Here is an 18952-nt window from a genome sequence, read left to right as displayed (position 1 = left end):
TTCGAAATTAAAGATAAAGAGCAAACGGTTTTTCATCGCCCACACAGGGCACAAAGCAAACCGCTCACTTCAGTTTGTAAGCCACAATCGACTTCTTGAAAAACGTAGGAACATAAACAATGCGTTCGGCGGCGTTGTAGCCAATGTCGGCAGTGTTTCGTTTTTGCTCGCGCGTGTCGAGCAACGTGGTCAGCTTGCCGTCTTTCTCCAGGTAGTAGACCAACCCGGGCCAGCACGACACCACAAAGTCGCCGTTCCCAACCGGCTCAATGCCATCGCCGCCCATCTCGGTGGTGGCCACGGTCACCAGCTTTTTGTCGGCACCGGTTTTGAACACGTCGTTGGCCGTGAGCAGATACAGATCGTTGTCAACAGCCTTCAGGCCATTCACACCCCTCAGGTCGCTGAGATAAAGTTCTGCTTTGCCTTTTTTAATCTGATGTACCCGTCCCAGCTTGGAGTCAGAAACATACACAACACCTTTTTTGTCGATCGTAATGTCGTTCAGTCCGGTGGCACCGTCCACAGCAATTTTCGATTCAATCTTTCCCGTAGCGGTGTTAATCACCACCACTTCCGAAACATCGGCCACATACAATTTTTTATCCCAGATGCCCATCCCTTTCGGAGCATTCAGACCGGTCACCCACGTGGCGTTCACAATTTTTCCGTTGGTGTCCACCTTGGCAATCTCGCCCTTCCCGTCAACATCCCAGGGTTGGCCGTCAATAAGTGAAACATAGAGAATAGTTTTGTCAAACAGCACCGACTCCGGCACGGCCAGCGTGGTGTCGCTCTCCCAGATTTTTTCAATAGAATGTTGTGCCTGGCTCACACCAAGCGTCAAAGCAAAAAGAAACGAAAGTGTAATTTTCATGAGGGTTTAATTTAAAATGGTTAACGGCGAAGTTACACCCCCGCAACCACCCGGCAATCAAACTTGGTACAGACAGCCATAAATTCTTTTCAATGGTCCCGGCACGATTCCCGGCGCGATCCGCCAGCTGGCGGACCGTGCCCCACCTCCCCCAAGTCTCCGACTTGCCCAACCACCCACACCGATCAAATAAACGTCCCACCAATCCGTTCATTCTTTTTATCTTCACCAATGTTTAACGTATAAACACAGCCCCCATGAAAACAACCATCCTTTTCCTGCTGGCCGCCCTCTCCCTGGCCGCCTGCCACGACGACTCCCCCTCAAAAAGCACCCAGGCCACCAACGTCGAAAACATAGCCAAACAAGGTCCCTGGCAAATCACCCGCTTCGAAGATTCCGGCTCCGACCAAACCAGCAACTTCAACGGCTTTGCCTTCATGTTCAACGACGCCGGCGAGCTCAAGGCAAGCAGCATCAGCGCCGGCCACACCGGCACCTGGTCCATAACCGATAACGACAGCAGCGACGATAACCCCAACTACGACGACATCGACTTCAACATCGCCTTCACAACACCCAGCGCTTTTCAGGAACTCACCGAAGACTGGGAAATCCTCTCCATCACCAGCACAAAAATCGAACTCCGCCACATCAGCGGCGGCAACGGCGGCACCGACTTCCTCACCTTCGAGAAACTATAAAAAAAAATTCAACCAACCTCAGCACACATGAAAACAATGACCTGCCACCAACTGGGCGGCGCCTGCAACCAAACCTTCACCGCCAACACCTTCGACGAGCTCGCCATGATGGTCAGCAAACACGCCCGCGAAAAAGTGCAGCAAGGCGACGCAGACCACATCCAGGCCATGAATGAAATGCGGAGTAGTATGTCATCGCCCGATGCCATGGTGGCGTGGATGGATGAGAAGCGGAAAGCGTTTGAGGCGGCGCCGGAGGGTAACGGGTGATTTTTTTCAGCTCCACTTGAGTTAATCACTGGGCGCGCGAAATCATTAACGCATCGGAGATTTGTTGCGTTGACGTTGATTTTGACGTAAAATTATGGCCATATAAATCTCAAACCAGGTAGCACAACAGTTATTATATTCATAAAGGTTATTTTCTGTTCATCAAGTTCTGCAATGCTGAAATCTTCGCTTCCAGCTCGTCAAATGTAAATACATCCACATCACGGCTATTGTTTCTAAATAACTCAAAAGCATTGCGTTGGTTCGGAGTTAAATCTTTGAGCATTCCACAAAGGACGATGCATTTCGAGTTATACGTCTCGTACCTCGGAACTTCTTCTGGCTTCTTGCCTTGTCCTGATTTATACCGGTTTGCATAAAATTCCTTCTGAAAAGTGTCGCGTTGGTTGAGGACTTGAATAATAGAGCCCGCGAGATCATTTGAGGGGCTAAAAACGTCATCACCACGATACGCATTTTTTTCACAAAGGCTTGTTTTATGCGTCTTGATCTCCAGGAATGAGATATTATCGCTGAGTGAGTTTTGCAGGAGAAAATCAGTGATTTTTCCGTTGGTATTGTCTAGCTTTTTGCCACCAACAAATGCTTCCGCCTGATAGAGTATAACAGGTTGAGCAAGGATGCTGGAAAAAATCCAACTATTTGTTCTTAAGAAATCTTGCCACCGTTTTTCTGCCGTTGGCGTCCCTAAAAGTTTTTGATATTTGATAAGTGTTTTTTGCAAATACTGAACGTCGATGATCTCCTTCGTCTTCTTTAGAGAGTCATCGGACAAGAAGCCGTCCTTAAGCGACAGCTTATCAAATAGATCGCGAATTGCTTGCTTATCATTTTCAGAGAACTCGTCCATCGAATTACCCCATGAATTAATTGTATAGGCAAGGGTACCGGCTCTGTAAGAATTCTTTTTTGATTTTTTGAAAACCTTTGGAAATAAATCATGCAGGACAGTCTCCAATGCTTGCTTCGCTTCATCTTTACTCCTGCGATCAATGGTGTCGAAGGAATTCTTTAGATCCCTCAATACCGACTCATTCAACAGTAGTTCCTTTTTTTTGGGGTCGAAAAGTATCGTGCCGCCTTTTTCAATGACGATATCGTCAAACTTGTACTCTTTGTCGATGAACTTTTCGAACGTCTTCAGGTGCCTTGTGAATCCATACCCCTTGGTCGGTGATGCAGAAACTCCGACTGGAAGATCGTTCAGAGGAAACCCTTTGTAGACAAACCTCTTAATTGTTTTGTATTTCGGTCCACCCTTGAATCCAATTGGGTAGTGAATCTGCGTGAAGCCTTTCCCAACTTTGATAATCTCCCTTGAGAGCTGTTTTTCCTTACCCCCTTCAAGCTGAAAGTAGTACGTTTGAAGTTGCTTCGTGTTTTTAGTCCGCGACTCGGTTCCTTTTGGCATAACTTATCTGAATAAAGATTATTAATCACTTTCATAATTTACTTGACCGTCGCCCTGTAGTGGATGAGATATTATTCATAGCTCTTCTGCTAATACATGCATCCACGTTGATGCGTCATATTTCGAGATGGCTTTCTTCGGCTGTACCTTCATACTAATGAGGCTTCGTTTTTTTTAGAATCCCGGCTCAAGAGTTCAAAGAAATCGTTCATTATTTGTTAAAGAAAGTTCTAACGACTTGCTATTCTTGAGTTCCTCGAGTAAACCAGGCATTCCTCCATTATTTTAATGGCAAAAAATATTTCATCTTTAGCCGCGCCATTGAATTATTAAGATCGTTCGTTCTTAAAGGGTTGGAACACATATTCAATATATTCTGGCTTAGTCGACGGATGTCTATTTGTAATATTTGATGACCAGAAGTTTTCGCGTTTCTCCGAGAATCTTTGCGCTAGCGTATCCTTCGAACAGAATCAAGTAGAGACTTAGAGCAATTGGAAGAACGTAGACGAGAAGTAGATTCAAATAGCAACTTTTAAAAATTGTATTGTCCGCATTATAGATTCCCAAGCCGACAACCATAAACAGCAGCGCAACGCCAACGGAAAGTTCAAATTTCATTCTAAAAAGTATATTCCGGATATAGCCGTGTCCCACCGGCTCATTTTCGCCATCCCCTTTTATAGGAAGCTGTAGAAATTTTTGCCAAGTATCAACAAAGCCACTATCCTTTTCTTTTTGTTTTCGATCGTAGTAGTGTAGTTCAATTCGGCTTCCTATGTTTTCAAGCAGTAGTCCAACAATCAGTCCGATAACGATCAGAAAGGCGATAAATATTCCGTCTTTATTGGATAAAAAGAATTCCTTAGAGTCCTCGCGCTCGTGAAAAAAAAGGAGAATGTATGGATAGGCGGCTATTAGACCGGGGGTCACTAGTTGAATTATAATTCGGTCGAATGTGAGGTTCAGGGTTGTAAGTTTTTCCATAAGATGAATTGGAAGGCGTTGCCGACGTGTCGAATTTCAAAAAAATAAAAAAAGCCCATCCATAGCACTGCTGCTATTGATGGGCTCTATTGTAATGATACACTTTTGTAAGTGAATTTACAAGGGAGAATGATCGAGAGTATCGTTTTCTCTGAATTTTTGTAACTGAAAACCAGAACCTTACGATTTAGAATCGCCATTTTAAAGTACTAATATTATTAGTTATTTATCTTTAGAAAAACTAATAGTAATGGTGTATGAAAGTCATCAGAATAGCAAACGACGTAAAACATCTCGAAGAAGCAGACCAAAACGTCACCCTCTTCCGAATCCAGGAAATCTTATCGGAGCATCGCTCCAACCTGATCAACCGCATCCTAAACGACCTCACAACCTACCTAGAATTCAAATTCTATCTAAAAGTCGACAACCATCATAAGTACATCATCAGGGAAAAGCTTCTCGACCTCGCCGCTTCCAAAATCAGCCTTGCCACCTACAGCGCCATCGTCAAAGAAATACAAAACACTACGACCTATCACGTCCCCGCAAAAAACTTCTTCCAAGAAATCGACACCCTCCTCGACGCTCAGCTAAACCCCGCCCAACTTCACCTCATCACATAGTGTCATGACCGTTAACGAGCTCGCCGCCTATATCAAAGCCAACATACCAGGCATAAACTACCCAGGCTATCACCTACACGGTGCCGAGAACATTGTTTCGCAAATCACGAGGCACTACATGAACGATTTTGTTCACATAACCAACGAGCACATATTTGAATGTTGCGCCAGAGCAAACAGCTTTGAAGAGCACATCGCCATTTGCAAGCCACTCGCCAATGCTGAAAAATATTTTGTGTTCATCAGATTGAAATTGATTTGCATAAATTTTAGATTCTGTTACTTATGCCAGAAGAGTTTAATTATAATAATTATAAAAAATAGCATGAGACTTCTTTTCCTGGCTTTTCCACCAACTAGTCCACCGGTTTAATTTTGAAAATACGTTCCGCATTGCCATGCGCAATTTTAGCGCGTTCAGTGTCCGAGAGTTGTGCAGATTCAATAAATGCGACAGCCGGTGCCGTAGGTTGAAAAGGATAATCAATGGCCCACATAATGCGATCAATTCCGATTTTGTCAATGCAGAAGCGAAGGGCAAGCGGATCTTCAACACCACTGGTTGTGATGGAGATATTGCGTTGAAAATATTCACTGGGCTTGAGCGCATTCTTGCGGCCGGCGCGTGCACCGGGTGCCCCCATAAAGTCGAGCCGCCACAGCCAGAACGGCAGCGCCTCGCCCATGTGTCCAATAACAATTTGAAGCTTCGGAAACTTGTCCAGAACGCCGCTAAAGATCAGCCGTAGAATATGTGTACTGGTTTCAAGACCGTAGCCCCAAACGGCTCCTTCCAAACGGTAGTCACGAAAGGGAGCAGCCATGCCGTCAGACGGCGCGCGTGGATGGATATACAACGGGGCGCCTAGTGCTTCGGCAGCCTCCAGTATGGGCCAAAACCGGGCATCATCAAGATAGAAATTTTCGGTGTGCGAGTTCACAATAAAGCCGTTCAGCTTCAGGTCATGAATGGCCCGTTGCATTTCTTTTGCCGCCGAGCCCGGATGGTGAGGAGCAAAACTGGCAAGACCGGCAAATCGTTTCGGATTGCGGCGAATGGCTTCACTCAAACGGTCGTTCGAAAGACTGGCCAGTTGTGCAGCCTTGTCGCGCTCAAAAATTTGCACACCGGGCATGGCCAGTGAAAGAACATGCATGTCGACGCCACTTTTTTCCATGTCAGCCAGCCGTATCTCGTTCAAATCAAGAAGCTTTGGCAGGAGACTCAGCGCAGCGCGGTCCCGATCAGCAACAGCATTTTCGGGCAACGACGATGTCGGCGGCGACGTGCGGGGCGCGGCATAAATTTGTTTCAAAAGAAGTAAATCCAGATTTGTTCCTCCCTCCTTCACCACGTCTGCGATCGCCTCCGCTATTTCAGGAATATTGAACGCTTCTTCAGTAGCGATCTTGCGCAAGGGTTTTGGCGGTTTGTCCGATTGCAATTCTTGCGTTGAGTCTTTTTCTTTCGATTCCGCAGCAATAGGCAGCGTCACCGCCGCCACCATCGACGAAATATTTTTTAAGGCAGTCCTTCTGTCAATGCTTGAAGAAACTACATTTTGCGCCTTCATAGAAGCTTTTTTAACGCGCATCCTCTGGCCTTCAATAATCGAACGCATAGTGTCAGGTTTTTTTAATGCCCCAGGGGTGAGAATCCACTAAGGCGGGTTGTGGCTAAATATTGCATTCAAATTAATGCCTCATTGCGTGAAGCTCAATAACCCTTTTGGGTCATAACGCTACCTTGCATTTATTCCATCCCTCCCCCTCACACTCAAGCCACACCCAATCTCCAGCATGCCTCCATCAGGGCATAAGCTTACCTTCGGCCTGGTCATGGCAAGTGCGGGTAAGGTTTAGCCCTGATGGGGGCATGCGGGGCCCCCGCGGCCCGGGAGCGGGGCTATGAAAAGCAAAAGAACTCCCAGGCAGATTTTCTCCTATCGCACCAAACGCTCAGCACCAAAAAGAACACTAGCCCACCATCGCATTAGCTTTCGAAACAAGAACAACTCAAGCACCCAGCAATAGATTCGGCAAAACAAAACAAGCAGATCTCACTCCGACCTTAAACTCTTCACCGGATTACTAACCGCCGCCCGAATCGCCTGAAAGCTCACCGTCAGCAACGTAATGGCAAACGCACCAAACGCCGATCCCGCCAGCACATGCCACGTAATGGACGTTCTGTAGTCATAGTGTTCCAGCCAGTCGCCCATCAGCCACACCGACAGGGGAATGGAGATGGCACACGAAATCAGCACCAGCACCACAAAGTCTTTCGACAGCATTTGCCACAGGTTGGTCACCGACGCACCCAGCACTTTGCGTATGCCGATTTCTTTGGTGCGTTGTGCCGCCACAAAAGAGGCAAGACCAAAAAGCCCCAGACACGAAATGAACACAGCCAGAATGGTAAAGAACGCCGCCAGCTTTCCAATGCGCTCTTCGCTGGCAAACTTGTGGCCAAACGCCTGGTCCACAAAGCTGAACTCGAACGGGCCCGAAGGATTATTTTTCTTAAACACAGGCTCCAGTTTGGCAATGGCTTCCTGAACGGTAAGTGCCGGATTCAACTTCATCAAAATCACACCCATCCAGCCGTCGGGCAAAAAAATGGCGGGCTGCACGGGCTCATAGGGCGATTGCGTAATCATGTCGTGCACCACGCCGGCCACGGTGTAGGGTTTGTCCCAGAACACAATGGTCTCGCCAATTGGATCTTTAAAGCCCATCACTTTAATGGCCGCTTCGTTCAGCAACACCGAAGTCGAGTCGGGTGTGTGGGCATGAAAGTCGCGGCCTTCTTTAATTTTCCAGCCCACAGTTTTTCCAAACGTGGGCGTCACGGCCACGTTGTTAAAGAAGATCACCAGGTTGGGATCTTTGCCACGCCACTCCACGCTGTTGTTGTTGCCAAAGTGTGCCGGCGACTGCGACGTGCGCGCCACGTTCTCTATGGCACCGGTGCGCATCGCCTCGTTGGCAATCATATCAAAATGGGTGTTCAGCTCCGGCGTGTTAATGTAAACGGTAATGAGGCCATCGCGCGAAAACCCGGCCATGCGGCTTTTAGCAAACTCCACCTGTTTAAAAACAACCACGGTGCAAATGATCAGCGTCACCGACACGGTGAACTGCACCACCACCAGCACCTTGCGCGGCAGCAAAGCAAGACGTCCCGTTTTCACAGCGCCCTTCAGCACACGCGCAGGGTTAAAGGCCGACAGATAAAACGCCGGATAGCTTCCCGAAATCAAACCCGTAAACAACGCAAAGCCCAGGGCTGTCATCCAGAACGCGGGGCTCGTCCACGGAATGGTGGTTTGTTTGTTGGCCAGGGTGTTAAAGAACGGAAGGGTCAGTTGCGTGAGCACGAGTGAAAGCACAAAGGCAGCCAGCACCACCACAATCGACTCGGTCAGAAATTGTCCCACCAGTTGGCCGCGCACCGAGCCAATGGTTTTGCGGATGCCCACTTCTTTGGCGCGGCTCTCGCTTCGGGCCGTGGAAAGGTTCATGAAGTTGATGCAAGCGAGCAGCAACACAAAACCACCAATGGTGCCAAAGAGCCACACAAATTGAATGTGCGCATTGTTGGCTTCGCCATTAAGTTGTTCGGAGCCATAGAGGTGCAGCCTGTCGAAGGCAAAGAGGGTGATCTCTTCTTTCCAGTCTTTGATGTGTGGTGTGGGCAGCGATCTGATTTTTTGCGACACCTGTTCAAGGTTGGCGTGGTCGGCCAGCTGCACAAACAGCAGGCACGAATGGTTGTCCCAGTCGGTCACCGTAAAGTTCCAGTTCTGGGGGTTGTGCCACGGCATCAGCATTTTGGTATTGGCAAACGTGGTGTTCTGCGGCAGGTCTTCAAACACACCGCCCACGGTCAGGTCGTGTCGGTTGTCGGCGCGCACCATCTTGTTCATGGGGTCGGCATCGCCAAACAAGGCTTTGGCCACAGAGCGGCTCAGCAAAATGGTGGAGGGATCTTTCAGGGCCTGGCGTGTGCCAGCCAGCATGTGCAGCGTAAACATTTCGGGAAAGTCGGCTTGCACCCAGCGCGCGGGCATCACCAGTTTTTTGTCGCCAAACGCAACAATGGTTTCGTTGGCATAAGAGCAGAGCGCAATGGCTTTGAAGTCGCCGCCAAACTTGCTGCGCAGCGGTTCTTCCACAGGCGAAGCAATGGTGGGGCCGGTATACACAATGCCTTTGTCGGTTTGGTCCAGCATCACTTCGGCAATGCGCGCGTGATTGTCGAAATACGAATCGAACGAAAGCTCGTCGGCAATCCAGAGGCCGATAAGGGTGGCCACCGTCATGCCCGCGGCCAGGCCCACAATGTTGATAGACGAATAGCCTCTGTTCTTCAACAGGTTTCTCCAGGCAATTTTAAAATAGCTTCTAAACATGGGAAGGTTGTTTGCAGAATTAAATTCAAAAATGGGTCTCACAATGCCGGGCCTGAACAGCAACAACACATCCTTGGCAAAGCCCAGGTTTGCTTTCAGCGGTCCGGATGTTTTCAGGCGTTGTTGGTAGTCTTCAATCAGATCGCCTTCAATGTGATTGACCAGCGACGGGCGTGCATACCACCGGAACAGGCGCATAAAAATTTTTGGCGGAGCGTTTTTCATCATCAGCGCCCGGCGAGCGGTTCAAGTTTAAAAACCACTTTCGGAATGGCGTTCCACAGCTCGTCGCGTGTGGCTTTCGAATAGGCCATGGCTTTTTTGCCGAGGGCCGTGATCTGAAAATATTTTTTTGGTCGGCCCATGCGTTCTTCCGTGGCTTCGCCGTCGAAGGTTTTAATATAGCCTTTGTCTTCCAGGCGCACCAGCGCCGTGTGCAGTGCGCCCATGCTCACGGTGCGCGACAGGCGTGTTTGAATTTCGTTTTTGATCGACACACCATAGGCCTCGTTGAAGAGCACGCCAATGGTGAGCAAAACAATTTCTTCGAACTCGCCGAGTTGATATTTTTTCATGCCTGACTTTATTCCTAAATGTAGGAATAGTAATAATTGTGCCAAACGCTACATCGGGCAAACCAGCGCAAATAGCAAGGCGGTCGGCATTTGGGTTGTTCGCATGTGAACAGGTTTGCCCGGGCATGAACGTCGCAGGGAAGGGATGCGGTCATTAAATTTTTGGTCTCATGCGCTCACCGTTTTTCGAACTGCATAATCGTAGAGAAACGTCCGTGAGCGATGGTAGTAGAAAGCCCGAAGTGTGCTGGTCTGCGGAGCGCCGGACTTGCAACGGACAGCGCGACCCCGCCGGCTGGCGGGGGCACGGCCAAGACAATGTTTCTTAGTGCTGTGGTGGATGCAGTGGGAAGTACACATAGAACGTGGTTCCCTTGCCGCGTTCGCTCGCCACGGCGATGTAGCCGTGATGGTTCTCCATAATTTTTTTGCACAGCGCAAGGCCAATGCCCGTGCCTGCATAGGTGGCCTGGTCTTCGAGGCGTTGAAACATGGTGAAGATGAGCTTGGCATATTGCGGCTCGAAACCAATGCCGTTGTCGGCCACGGCAATTTCCATTAGCATTTGTGCGGGCAGGTCGTGGGGTGGGTTCAGTGCCTCGTGCGTGTTCACGGTGCGTGCGCGAAGGGTGATCACAGGGTTGTTTTCGTTGAACTTGATGGCGTTGCTGATGAGGTTAGAAAACAGTTGTTCCAGCTGCGGGCGGTTTGCCGGAATGCTGGGCAGTGTGTCGTGGACAATCACCGCCTGCTTCTCGGCAATGAGCAATTCGAAATCGCTTTTCACTTGCGCCACCACGTCGTTAAGGTCAACCATCGCGAGCGGCGACGAGTTTTGCGAGAGGCGACTATAGTTGAGCACCGACTTGATGAGGTCGGTCATGCGTTCGGCCGCCTTGTTTATTTTGGCAAAATAGCGATTCACCAGCGCGGTGTTGTCGGGATTTTTCTCAATGATGTCGGTAAACGTTCTGATCTTGCGCAGGGGTTCTTGCAAATCGTGCGAGGTCACATAGGCAAACTGTTCGAGGTCGCGGTTGCGAATTTCGAGTTCTTTGGCATAGGCCAGCAGTTTCTCTTCGGCTTGTTTTCGTTCGGTGAGGTCGCGCGTCACTTTCGTGTAGCCAATGAGGTCGCCCGTTTTGTTGTGCAGGGCCGTGATCACAATGCTGCCCCAGAATTTTGTGCCGTCTTTGCGCACACGCCACCCTTCGTGAACCGCCCTGCCTGTGGACTTCGCTTTTTCGAGCAGGGAACCCGGCAGGTTGTTGCGTTGATCTTCGGCCGTGTAGAAGAGTTTGAAATTCTGACCGATAATTTCCGACGAGTAGCCTTTGATGTATTGCGCACCCATGTTCCAGTTCTGAATGTTGCCCTCGGGGTCGAGCAGAATGATGGCGTAGTCCTGCACTTCGGCCACCATTTGGTGATAGCGTTCTTCGCTCAGCATCAGTTCGGCATTGGCTTCCCGCAGGTCTTCGGTAATCTTGCGTTGCTCGTCTTCGGCAAGTTTGCGTTCGGTGAGGTCGCGCGTCACTTTCGAGTAGCCGATAAGCGCGTTGTCAGAATCGTGCAGCGCCGTGATGGTGATGCTGCCCCAGAAGCGCGAGCCGTCTTTTCGTTTGCGCCAGCCCTCTTGTGTGGCGCGGCCGTTTTGTTTGGCTTCGTTTAAAAGAACATTAGGCAGGTTGCGCGCAAGGTCTTCGGGCAGATAGAACTTGCTGAAGTGCTGCCCCAGAATTTCCGACTCGTTATATTGTTTTATTTTTTCGGCGCCCTTGTTCCAGTTTTGAATGATGCCGTCGGTGTCGAGCAGAATGATGGCATAGTCTTCCACCTCGGCAATCATTTTATGATAGCGCTCCTCACTCTTTCGCAGTTCGTCAATGGCTTTAATGAAGTCCCGTTCGGTAGAAGGCGTGTGGAGGGTGGCCATGCGTTATCTGTTTTGCGTGAAAACCTCCGACAACTTTTCGATCAGGGGCGTGATGCCCGTGGGTTTCACAATAAATTCCATTGCGCCAAGCGCCTTGCTTTTCTGAAGCACATAGTCATCCACAGAAGTGGAATACATAAACACCCGCGCATCTTTCAGGTGCGAGAGTTTTTGAATTTCCTGCAGGCACTCCAGGCCATTCATTTTGGGCATGTTCAGATCAATAAAAATGTAGTCGGGAGTTGGCGCGTTGTCCGACCGCAGGGTGTTCAGGGCCGAGATGCCGTTGTTTGCCATAATGCACTCAATCTCCCGGTCCACCTCTTCCAGCGCCATGGAAAAAATTTCCTGATCATCTTGATCGTCGTCTATGAGCAGGCAGAGTATAGATTTGTTCAATGTTGCGCGTTAGATTATATGAATTTAACGCTTTTTGAGGGATTGTGTTAAACAATTTCGGTAAGAGAGGTGGCACGGGGCGGCCTTTGTTGGAAAAACCTGCACACGGCAACCCAAACGCTGATGCTTCCCGGGAGTGTGGAAAAAAAGCCCCACCAAGGGAGGCTAATTTAACGTTCGTCAAACAGGGCAGGGCAGCTATGTCTTTAGGCGCTCAATATTCCGCGCCAGCGTCACCTTATCCGTCGGCGAGTTTGTAATCGCCAGGGCGGCTTCAAAATGTTGTATAGCCTTGCCGTTGTCTAAATCAGAATAGAGGCTGCCAAGCAATGAGTAGTAGAAGGGGTTGTCGGTCAGTTTCAGTTTTTCGGCTTCGCGAATCGCTTCGGCCTTGCCGTTGGTTTTGGCGAGGGCGAACGTTCGGTTCAGGGCCGCCACCGGCGAATATTCCAGAATCAGCAGCTCGTTGTAAAGACTCAGAATGTTCTGCCACTTTTCATCCGTGTTTTCTTTTTGCGTGTGCCAATAGGCAATGCCTGCCTCCAGGTGATATTTTGTGACCGCTGGCCCCGTAGATGCCATGTTCAGAAAATGGGTTCCCTGGGCAATCAGATTTTTGTCCCACAGGGTGTCGTCTTGCTCTTGATAGAGAATGGCTTCGCCGTCGGCAGTGAGGCGCGCATCGAAGCGCGAGGCGTGAAAACACATGAGTGCCAGCAACGCATTGGCCGAGGGGCGGTTGGTGGTGGCGTTTTCAATGAGCAGCGCATTCAGCCGCATGGCTTCCAGGCAAAGGTCTTTGCGCAGCGTGGTGTTTTGTGAGGTGGAGTAGTAGCCTTCGGAAAATAAAAGATACAGCGTGGTCATCACGGTGTCGAGACGCTCGGCAATTTCCGGGAGCGTGGGCTGTTGAATTTTTATGTGGGCCTCCTTCAGTTTTTCTTTGGCGCGCTGAAGGCGTTTGTAGATCACTTCTTTGTTGGTGAGAAATGCGTCGGCAATTTCCGGGCTGCCAAAACCGCAGAGCAGGTTCAGGGCCAGGGCAATCTGCGACTCGGGCGAGTTCACGGGGTTGCACACCGTAAACATCATGGCCAGCTGACTGTCGGCAATGTTTTTTTGCGAAAGGTCAATGTCGAACGCTTCCGATTTTTCTGCGTTGTATTTTATTTCCACAGCCAGCTTTTGTTCAAACAACGCATCGCGTTTAATGTGGTTCTTGGTTTTGTTTTTGGCCACGGCATAAAGCCACGCCCGCGGGTTTTCGGGAACACCGTCAAGGCTCCACTGCTCGGTGGCCGCCAAAAAGGTGTCGCTCACCAGGTCTTCGGCCTCTTCAATGTGCGCAATGCCAAACCGATAGCACAACACCGACACAATGTTGCGATATTCGGTGCGGAAGAGGTGGGGAATGAGTGCCTGGTCGTTCATGCTTTAGAAAAAAAGAAAATGCCTTTGCGAAAATACAAAGGCATTTCGGTTCATCACATCAGGTGGTAGGCACAGCCATGCGCACTTCCACCACGGCACCCCATTGAATGATGGGACAGCCCTTGGCAATCTCCACGGCATCGTCATAGTCGTTGGCGCGGATCAGGAACAGGCCGCCCACCGATTCTTTAATTTCGGCATAGGGTCCGTTCAGCACCACGTTGTTTTGTTTCACCACGCGTCCGTCGGCATCCCAGCGCTTGGGCGGGTTCACCAGTTTGTTTTGGGCGGCAATGCTGCCGATCCAATCCTGAAAAGGTTTAATGGCCTGCTGCATTTGCTCGGGCGATGGGCTCGCGTCTTTGCTCTTCAGATCGCGGTGAATCACTAAAAGAAATTCGTTCATGATTATTTGTTTTTTTTAATGCGTGTAAAAATCGAAACGTTCGGTGGTGTGCCGTCAGAAAAAATTATTCTTCCGGCGAGCCAAAAGGTTGCTCGTGCATGCGCAGTGCTTCGTCCACATACTCATCGCCATCGCTGGTGCTGGTTTGGTGAAGGTGCACGTCGGCGGCCTCGCGGGGTTTGTCGGCTTCGTCGGCATCGCCCTTGGGATGATGACGAAGGGCTGAAAGCAAATCTTTCATCGGTTCGCTGGTTTTGGATGGGTGAAGTTAAGTTTGTGTGTCAGATTATCCGAATTGTCCAACCTGATAGGTGCCCACCGCCTGGGGAAACGAAATGTTGATCCGGTTCCAGGCGTTGATAGAGGCTACGGTCAGCGTGAGGTCCACCAGTTCCAGGTCCGAAAATTCCTGCTTTGCGGCGGCATACGTTTCGTCGGGCACCTCGCACTTGTTCACCGCTTCGGCCCACGCAAAGGCAGCGCGTTCGCGGGGTGTGTAATAAGGAGCTTCGTGCCACGCGCTGAGGCCATAGAGCCGTTGTTCGGTTTCACCTTTGGCGCGCGCATCTTTATAGTGCATGTCGAGGCAATAGGCACATCCATTAATTTGCGAAATCCGGAACACAATCAGTTCGTGAAGCGATGCCTCAATCGATGCCTTCTTTAAATAAGCGCCCATACCAAAAAGAGTCTTCACTGCGTTGGGTCCTGTTTCGAAAATGTTAAGTCGTTTTTCCATGTTGATGTTTGTTTATCGTTTTATGGCAGGAAGACAATCACACTTTCAGGATTGGACAGGAATGCGAAAGTTTTTTTACTAATTTTTAGAAAGACACGCTTTGACGGGACGAAAGATGCCGGTCTGTCTTGATTGACAGGAGGTTAGGAGCTAGACTGGAGATGGTGGTGAATGCCGGAATCGGGGTCATTCAGGGGCGCAAATGTCTGGAAAGGAGGTCTGGCAGCAGCAGGCGTCTCCCGCTGCCCAGCCTCAAAGTTCAAACTATCATTAAAATAAAACCCAACAGTGCATGTGTTAGAAATTTCTTTCGCTATCAAACAAACGATCGCGTCAGAGCTGATGTGCGAAAAAAATAGTGTAAATTCTTTAGCGCTTCCATAACGGATAAATCTAAGCGAAGGTATGCGACACCCCGTGGCCATGCCGGCTTATGCGATCAACGCCTTCAATGTGTCGAAGTAGTCGCCATCTTTGAAGGCCTGCACCGCCCGTCAATTCGACTACAACACAAACCATTTCGGCTACAGTGCGCCACCACCGGGTGTTGACCTTTGATGCATAATCAAACATCAGCATAACCATGAAAACAATTTTTATCACCGGTGCATCGGCCGGTCTCGGAAAAGCCACCGCACTGTTGTTTCACGCCAACGGTTGGAACGTGATCGCCACCATGCGCAAACCCGAAAAGGAAACCGAACTGGCGCGGCTGCCGAATGTCACGCTGCTGCCACTGGATGTCACCAACGTAGAGCAGATAGAAAACACGGTGCACGATGCTCTCGCGCTGGCCGATGTGGATGTGGTGTTCAACAACGCCGGCTTTGGACTGGTGGGTCCGTTGGAGGCCTGCACCGACGAACAGATTGTTGCGCAGATAAACACAAACCTGCTGGGCGTGCTTCGCGTCACCAAAGCGTTCATCCCACACTTCCGCCAAAAACAGAGTGGCCTCTTCATCACCACCACATCGGTGTGCGGCTTTTCGTCCAATCCACTGTCCAGTGTCTACAATGCAACGAAGTGGGCGTTGGAAGGATGGAGCGAAAGCATTTCCTATGACCTGGCACAATTCAACATCGGCATCAAAACCGTGGCGCCCGGAGGCATAAAAAGCAACTACATGAACGTGATGGAAGTGGCGTCAGACAAAGCCTACGACGGGTTGTTCAAAAGATTGTCCGAGCTTTTTGCCAACGGCACCCTCGTCGAATTCACAGCACCCGAAACCATTGCCGAGGTGGTCTATGAAGCGGCCACCGACGGCAAAGATCAACTGCGCTACCGCGCGGGCAACGACGCCAACCGTATTTTTGAACAACGGCAAACGCAGGGCACCGAAGCCTTTCGCATCGGGCTGAAACATCTGTTTTTCAACACGCCCGAACCGGCAAACGTTTAGCATGTCTGAAAATGTTGATAGCTTAGTGTTTTTGGAAAAGCATACAGGTTTTTGAACGTGGCGAAAGAAGCAAACCAACCCCAGGTCTTTAATTCCATCTCGGCGTTGCACGCGGCCCTCGGCTTGCCGAAGCCGCTGCACCCGCTGGTGAGCCTGGTAGACTATGGCACCATCACCGCCGACACGTCCGAGCTTTCGAAAGGAATGATCCTTAATTTCTACAAGGTGTCCTACAAGAAGAGTTTCAAAGGCAAGATCCGCTACGGCCAGCAGTATTACGATTTCGACGAAGGCGGCCTCTCTTTCATTTCACCAAACCAGGTCATCTCTGCCGGCGAGGGCGAGGCAGACTATGGAGGCTACACCCTGTTGTTTCATCCCGATTTCATCCGCAATCATCCGCTGGGAAAAAACATCGCAAAGTATGGCTTCTTCTCCTACGCGGTGGCAGAAGCGCTCTACCTGTCGGAGAAAGAAAAAGAGATCATCATCGGTGTGTTCAAAAACATCGAGCTGGAGCTTTCGTCGGCCATCGATCATTTTAGTCAGGACGTGATGTTGTCGCACATCGATGTGTTGCTGAGCTACAGCAAGCGTTTCTACAACCGGCAGTTCATCACCCGCAAAATGGCCAGCAACGATTTGCTGTCGCGCTTCGAAACGTTGTTGTCCGACTATTTCGAAAACGAAAAAACACTGGTCACCGGTTTGCCATCCGTTCAACATTTTTCGGAACAGCTAAACGTTTCACCGCGCTACCTCAGCGACATGCTGCGGGCGCTCACAGGCCAGAACACCCAACAACACATTCACGCACGACTGATAGAAAAAGCGAAATTATTCTTAAGCACCAGCACGCTGTCGGTGGCAGAGATTGCCTACAAGCTGGGCTTTGAGCATCCGCAGTCGTTCAACAAAGTGTTCAAGCAAAAAACAAAAGTCTCGCCCGTGGAATTTCGCCAGTCGTTTCAGTGAACATTCCGTTTACATAGTTTTTTAATTCAACGACCGCACTCATGTCCTATTGCAGCTACATAGCCTTCATGACCGACGAAAAGAAAGTCGTTCACAAAAAATATCACGACCATCACTACGGCTTCCCCATCCACGACGACAATGAACTGTTTTGCCGGTTAATCCTGGAAATCAACCAGGCCGGTCTGAGCTGGGAAACGATCCTGAAAAAAGAGCAGACCTTCCGTTTGGCCTACCACAACTTCCACATCAAAAAAGTGGCCGGCTATTCGGAAGCCGATCGCGAAAGACTCATGGGCGATCCGGGCATTATCCGCAACCGCCTGAAAATTAATGCCGCCATCGAAAACGCAAAAACAATTCTGAAGCTTCAGAAGGAGCACGGCTCATTCGAAAATTGGCTCATGGTCAATCATCCCAGGTCAAAGGAAGAATGGGTGAAGCTCTTCAAGAAAACGTTTCGGTTCACCGGTGGCGAAATCGTGAACGAGTTCCTGATGAGCATCGGCATCCTGCCCGGCGCCCACACAGCCGATTGCCCCGTCTACAAAAAAGTGCTGAAGGCAAAGCCTGCGTGGAACGCGAAGTAGTTTAGTCGCGGCGTTCAGCATCCGTAAACATCTCAATCATTCCCGCGAGCCCGTTCGCCGAATGCAGCGAAGCGGTTTGGTCCAGCGTCATCTGGGCCACCTCGGCGAAGCGGAGCAGCATGTGTTTTTCATAGTGCGCAATGGCGGTTTGCACATCGGCAAAGGCATCGTTGGTGAGGCACTGGCTAAGTTCCAGCGCGTCGAGCATGGCCATGTTCACACCTTCGCCGGCATAGGGCGGCATCACGTGGGCGGCATCGCCCAACATGGTCAGGTTGGGTTGAGCGGTCCAGGTCTGGTCAAGCGGCATGCAATATTGCGGGCGGAGCGTGAGGGGATAAGAACAGGTGTCAAACAGTTCGAGCCACACATCATTCCATCCGGGAAACTCCTGTTGAAACCACGCCTTCACTTCGGCTCTGTCGTTGAAGTCGATGCCGTTGGTGCGGTGCCAGCTTTCGGCGGTTTTCGAACCGGTGTAAAACACAAGGCTGCCATCGCCTTTAGAACTAACGATCAGTGTTTTTTCGTCGCCCATCGCAAATATTTTTCCACCGTCCAGCAGGGCGTGCATGCGGGGTGCGGCCGTTGCCGAATCATACACGCTGCCTTCCACCATCGTCACGCCAGAGTAGAAAGGTTTCAGCGGTGTGATGAAGGGCCGCACTTTAGAGTTTGCTCCGTCGGCGGCAATCACGATGTCGGCCGTTGCCGTTGTGCCGTTTTGAAATTGAAGTTGCCAGCCTGTGGCAACGGGGGTGAGCGACAACAGGTAGCTGTTCCAGATCACGGTGTCGGGGTCCAGCGATTCCAAAAGTATTTTCCGGAGTGGGCCGCGATCAATTTCCGGGCGCGACAATTCTGTGGTGTTCACCGGTTCGTCTACCAGCACCGTAGCATGTTTGTCAACGATGCGCATCTTGTCGGCACCGGGGCGGAAGTTCGCGTTGAACGCGTCCATCAGCCCGGCATGGCGAAGGGCATTCAGTCCCGACTCCTCGTGCAGGTCGAGGGTTGCACCTTGCACGCGCACGTCCTTGTTCACGTCGCGTTCATACACGTTCACGTGGGCACCTTTCAGTTGCAGCAAACGGGCAAGCGTGAGCCCGCCCGGACCACCGCCCACAATGGCGATGGTTTTGTTTTTGAGGATGTTCATTTCCTTAAATAATTAAATGTTGATTT

19 protein-coding genes are annotated in these 18952 nt (G+C 50.2%); 6 read left to right on the top strand and 13 right to left on the bottom strand.

Annotation, left to right across the window (positions count from 1 at the left end; all coding sequences use genetic code 11):
- Positions 1-64: 64 nt before the first annotated feature.
- Positions 65-877 (bottom strand): SMP-30/gluconolactonase/LRE family protein, encoded by an 813-nt coding sequence (locus tag JI741_RS04885; RefSeq protein ID WP_202007870.1) that lies wholly within the window; start codon positions 875-877, stop codon positions 65-67.
- Between the two features lie 257 nt (positions 878-1134).
- Between JI741_RS04885 and JI741_RS04880 the strand changes: the two genes are divergently transcribed.
- Positions 1135-1581 carry a hypothetical protein gene (locus tag JI741_RS04880; protein ID WP_202007869.1) on the top strand — a complete coding sequence of 149 codons (447 nt, stop codon included), beginning with the start codon at positions 1135-1137 and terminating at the stop codon, positions 1579-1581.
- A 27-nt stretch (positions 1582-1608) separates the two neighbouring features.
- Positions 1609-1851: a DUF1059 domain-containing protein gene (locus JI741_RS04875; protein WP_202007868.1), complete on the top strand. Its 243-nt coding sequence runs from the start codon at positions 1609-1611 to the stop codon at positions 1849-1851.
- Positions 1852-1999: 148 nt separating this feature from the next.
- Here the strand turns inward: JI741_RS04875 and JI741_RS04870 are convergent, their stop codons facing one another.
- A complete protein-coding gene (locus JI741_RS04870) occupies positions 2000-3283 on the bottom strand; it encodes a Shedu immune nuclease family protein (protein WP_202007867.1) in 1284 nt (427 codons plus the stop codon).
- A gap of 396 nt (positions 3284-3679) precedes the next feature.
- Positions 3680-4270, bottom strand: coding sequence for a hypothetical protein (locus JI741_RS04865; RefSeq protein WP_202007866.1), 591 nt, complete (start codon positions 4268-4270; stop codon positions 3680-3682).
- Positions 4271-4527: 257 nt separating this feature from the next.
- Here JI741_RS04865 and JI741_RS04860 point away from each other — a divergent pair, with 257 nt between their 5' ends.
- On the top strand, positions 4528-4896 hold the full coding sequence (locus tag JI741_RS04860; RefSeq protein WP_202007865.1) for a hypothetical protein: 369 nt from the start codon (positions 4528-4530) through the stop codon (positions 4894-4896).
- Positions 4897-5252: 356 nt separating this feature from the next.
- On the opposite strand, the gene JI741_RS04855 is transcribed toward JI741_RS04860, so the two are convergent.
- The 9 genes from JI741_RS04855 to JI741_RS04815 form a co-directional block, all read right to left on the bottom strand.
- Positions 5253-6518 (bottom strand): amidohydrolase family protein, encoded by a 1266-nt coding sequence (locus tag JI741_RS04855; RefSeq protein WP_202007864.1) that lies wholly within the window; start codon positions 6516-6518, stop codon positions 5253-5255.
- 438 nt (positions 6519-6956) lie between these two features.
- A complete protein-coding gene (locus JI741_RS04850) occupies positions 6957-9539 on the bottom strand; it encodes an ABC transporter permease (protein WP_236675866.1) in 2583 nt (860 codons plus the stop codon).
- Positions 9539-9886, bottom strand: a complete 348-nt coding sequence (locus tag JI741_RS04845; RefSeq protein WP_202007863.1) for a PadR family transcriptional regulator — start codon at positions 9884-9886, stop codon at positions 9539-9541. The genes JI741_RS04850 and JI741_RS04845 overlap by 1 nt, the downstream gene beginning before the upstream one ends.
- 325 nt (positions 9887-10211) lie before the next feature.
- A complete protein-coding gene (locus JI741_RS04840) occupies positions 10212-11822 on the bottom strand; it encodes a sensor histidine kinase (protein ID WP_202007862.1) in 1611 nt (536 codons plus the stop codon).
- A 3-nt stretch (positions 11823-11825) separates the two neighbouring features.
- A complete protein-coding gene (locus JI741_RS04835) occupies positions 11826-12221 on the bottom strand; it encodes a response regulator (RefSeq protein ID WP_236675865.1) in 396 nt (131 codons plus the stop codon).
- A gap of 198 nt (positions 12222-12419) precedes the next feature.
- A complete protein-coding gene (locus JI741_RS04830; RefSeq protein ID WP_202007861.1) occupies positions 12420-13652 on the bottom strand; it encodes an RNA polymerase sigma factor in 1233 nt (410 codons plus the stop codon).
- A gap of 58 nt (positions 13653-13710) precedes the next feature.
- Positions 13711-14058, bottom strand: coding sequence for a YciI family protein (locus JI741_RS04825; RefSeq protein WP_202007860.1), 348 nt, complete (start codon positions 14056-14058; stop codon positions 13711-13713).
- A 64-nt stretch (positions 14059-14122) separates the two neighbouring features.
- Positions 14123-14299 (bottom strand): hypothetical protein, encoded by a 177-nt coding sequence (locus tag JI741_RS04820; protein WP_202007859.1) that lies wholly within the window; start codon positions 14297-14299, stop codon positions 14123-14125.
- Positions 14300-14344: 45 nt separating this feature from the next.
- Positions 14345-14797 carry a carboxymuconolactone decarboxylase family protein gene (locus tag JI741_RS04815; protein WP_202007858.1) on the bottom strand — a complete coding sequence of 151 codons (453 nt, stop codon included), beginning with the start codon at positions 14795-14797 and terminating at the stop codon, positions 14345-14347.
- 583 nt (positions 14798-15380) lie between these two features.
- On the opposite strand from JI741_RS04815, the gene JI741_RS04810 reads away from it, so the two are divergent.
- Genes JI741_RS04810 through JI741_RS04800 form a run of 3 tightly spaced genes read left to right on the top strand, consistent with a single transcriptional unit; the run spans position 15381 to position 17767 of the window.
- Positions 15381-16202, top strand: coding sequence for an SDR family oxidoreductase (locus JI741_RS04810; RefSeq protein WP_202007857.1), 822 nt, complete (start codon positions 15381-15383; stop codon positions 16200-16202).
- A 57-nt stretch (positions 16203-16259) separates the two neighbouring features.
- A complete protein-coding gene (locus JI741_RS04805) occupies positions 16260-17177 on the top strand; it encodes a helix-turn-helix domain-containing protein (protein WP_202007856.1) in 918 nt (305 codons plus the stop codon).
- A gap of 41 nt (positions 17178-17218) precedes the next feature.
- Positions 17219-17767, top strand: a complete 549-nt coding sequence (locus tag JI741_RS04800; protein ID WP_202007855.1) for a DNA-3-methyladenine glycosylase I — start codon at positions 17219-17221, stop codon at positions 17765-17767.
- Position 17768: 1 nt separating this feature from the next.
- On the opposite strand, the gene JI741_RS04795 is transcribed toward JI741_RS04800, so the two are convergent.
- A complete protein-coding gene (locus JI741_RS04795; protein WP_202007854.1) occupies positions 17769-18926 on the bottom strand; it encodes an FAD-dependent oxidoreductase in 1158 nt (385 codons plus the stop codon).
- Positions 18927-18952: the final 26 nt, after the last annotated feature.

Origin of the sequence: Chryseolinea lacunae (genome assembly GCF_016735595.1) — a bacterium.
In the GTDB taxonomy this organism is placed as follows: Bacteria; Bacteroidota; Bacteroidia; order Cytophagales; family Cyclobacteriaceae; genus Chryseolinea; species Chryseolinea lacunae.
The sequence above is the reverse complement of the archived record's forward strand: the minus strand, read 5'-3'. Positions and strand labels throughout refer to the sequence as shown.

Bases quoted from the DNA above. Each gene is read 5' to 3' on its own strand.
- JI741_RS04885 (WP_202007870.1), bottom strand. From the start codon at position 877: ATGAAAATTACACTTTCGTTTCTTTTTGCTTTGACGCTTGGTGTGAGC.
- JI741_RS04880 (WP_202007869.1), top strand. From the start codon at position 1,135: ATGAAAACAACCATCCTTTTCCTGCTGGCCGCCCTCTCCCTGGCCGCC.
- JI741_RS04875 (WP_202007868.1), top strand. From the start codon at position 1,609: ATGAAAACAATGACCTGCCACCAACTGGGCGGCGCCTGCAACCAAACC.
- JI741_RS04870 (WP_202007867.1), bottom strand. From the start codon at position 3,283: ATGCCAAAAGGAACCGAGTCGCGGACTAAAAACACGAAGCAACTTCAA.
- JI741_RS04865 (WP_202007866.1), bottom strand. From the start codon at position 4,270: ATGGAAAAACTTACAACCCTGAACCTCACATTCGACCGAATTATAATT.
- JI741_RS04860 (WP_202007865.1), top strand. From the start codon at position 4,528: ATGAAAGTCATCAGAATAGCAAACGACGTAAAACATCTCGAAGAAGCA.
- JI741_RS04855 (WP_202007864.1), bottom strand. From the start codon at position 6,518: ATGCGTTCGATTATTGAAGGCCAGAGGATGCGCGTTAAAAAAGCTTCT.
- JI741_RS04850 (WP_236675866.1), bottom strand. From the start codon at position 9,539: ATGATGAAAAACGCTCCGCCAAAAATTTTTATGCGCCTGTTCCGGTGG.
- JI741_RS04845 (WP_202007863.1), bottom strand. From the start codon at position 9,886: ATGAAAAAATATCAACTCGGCGAGTTCGAAGAAATTGTTTTGCTCACC.
- JI741_RS04840 (WP_202007862.1), bottom strand. From the start codon at position 11,822: ATGGCCACCCTCCACACGCCTTCTACCGAACGGGACTTCATTAAAGCC.
- JI741_RS04830 (WP_202007861.1), bottom strand. From the start codon at position 13,652: ATGAACGACCAGGCACTCATTCCCCACCTCTTCCGCACCGAATATCGC.
- JI741_RS04825 (WP_202007860.1), bottom strand. From the start codon at position 14,058: ATGAACGAATTTCTTTTAGTGATTCACCGCGATCTGAAGAGCAAAGAC.
- JI741_RS04820 (WP_202007859.1), bottom strand. From the start codon at position 14,299: ATGAAAGATTTGCTTTCAGCCCTTCGTCATCATCCCAAGGGCGATGCC.
- JI741_RS04815 (WP_202007858.1), bottom strand. From the start codon at position 14,797: ATGGAAAAACGACTTAACATTTTCGAAACAGGACCCAACGCAGTGAAG.
- JI741_RS04810 (WP_202007857.1), top strand. From the start codon at position 15,381: ATGAAAACAATTTTTATCACCGGTGCATCGGCCGGTCTCGGAAAAGCC.
- JI741_RS04800 (WP_202007855.1), top strand. From the start codon at position 17,219: ATGTCCTATTGCAGCTACATAGCCTTCATGACCGACGAAAAGAAAGTC.
- JI741_RS04795 (WP_202007854.1), bottom strand. From the start codon at position 18,926: ATGAACATCCTCAAAAACAAAACCATCGCCATTGTGGGCGGTGGTCCG.